Here is a 1,413-nt window from a genome sequence, read left to right on the forward strand (position 1 = left end):
AGACAACACAGCAGCAGAGCGAGCAAGCTCTGTAAAAGAACTCCCCTCTCCTTTGGGGAGAGGGGCTGGGGGTGAGGGGGGTGGAGAGCCTTAGTAGCGATGCACCAGCCTGTTGAGGGGCTTGAAGATATCCGCCTCAAATTTCTTGCCCTTGAGCATGCGGTTCCAGTACAGCCAAGGCAAGAGGTGCACTTTGGCCAGGTACATAGAGTAGCGCTCCCGCGTTGGATCCAGGGGGAAGGAAGGGGCGAGCTTCCCATCGTAGGCAAACTCCGCCATGATTAGGGAGTTATAGCCGGTGATCAGGGGGCAGCAGGTGTAGCCGTCGTAGCGGGCCGGCAGCGGCTTCGACTGCATGGCCGCCAAGAGGTTTTCCGCTAGCACCGGCGCCTGCTTGCGGGCTGCGGCTGCCGTCTTGGAAGTCGGTAGGGAAGAGGCATCCCCCAGAGCAAATACGTTGGGGTAGCGGGGGTGTTGCAGCGTCCACTTGTCCACCTCCACCCAGCCACCCGGCCCGGCAAGGGGGCTGCGCTTGACAAAGTCCGGGGCGCTCATGGGCGGGGCCACGTGGATCATGTCGTAGTGCAGGCTTACCTCCTCCTTGCCCTTGTCGGTGGTGACTTCAAAGATGGCCTCCTGCGTCTCGGGCCGGATGGCTTTGAGGTTGTGCTTGAACTTTACCTGGATCCCGCGCCGCTCCACCACTTTCTCCAGGGCGGCGCTGTATTCTGGCACCGCGAAGAGGGTGGGAGTGGCAGTACAAAAGATAACTTTGGTGTTGACCCCAACGCCGCTTTTGCTCTTAAAGACGTCGTCGGCCATGTACATGATTTTCTGGGGCGCGCCGCCGCACTTGATGGGAGTGGCGGGGTAGGTGAAGATGGCCGTGCCCCCCTGGAAGTTACGGATGGTCTCCCAGGTGTAGGGGGCGTAGTCTTTGGAGTAATTGCTGGTCACGCCGCCCTTGCCCAATGCTTCCGGCAGACCCTCGATCAGGTGCCAGTCAATTTGGATCCCGGGGGCCATGATGAGGTAGTCGTATTCGATAACTTGGCCGGCCTCGGTGATGACGCGGTTGTGATCCGGATCCAGCTCGGCCACCCGCGCCTGGATCCACTTGGCTCCCCTGGGGATGACGGTTTTTTCATCGCGAACAAACTTGGCCAGCGGCGCAATGCCCCCGCCCACCAGCGTCCAGCCGGGCTGGTAGTAGTGCTTGTCGGAGGGCTCGATGATGGCAATGTCGAGGTTGCGCTGGCGCTCCAGCAACTGGGCTGCTGCGCTGGTGCCGGCTGCCCCTCCCCCGACAACAACAATCTGATGGCGAATAACTGTAGGAGAACTCCCAGAAGCAGCCCCCTGCACCTCGGAGCGCGCGCCGTTTTGCGGCACTGCTGCTGACTGGGCTTGCAA

1 protein-coding gene is annotated in these 1,413 nt (G+C 61.3%); it reads right to left on the minus strand.

Translation table 11 applies throughout. The features are described 5' to 3' along the window. Nucleotides 1-90: 90 nt before the first annotated feature. Complete coding sequence (locus tag NW863_RS12685; protein ID WP_414366795.1) at nt 91-1,365, minus strand: FAD/NAD(P)-binding oxidoreductase; 1,275 nt, start codon at nt 1,363-1,365, stop codon at nt 91-93. Nucleotides 1,366-1,413 lie beyond the last annotated feature (48 nt).

It is taken from the genome of Synechococcus sp. B60.1, assembly GCF_047462555.1.
In the GTDB taxonomy this organism is placed as follows: Bacteria; Cyanobacteriota; Cyanobacteriia; order Thermostichales; family Thermostichaceae; genus Thermostichus.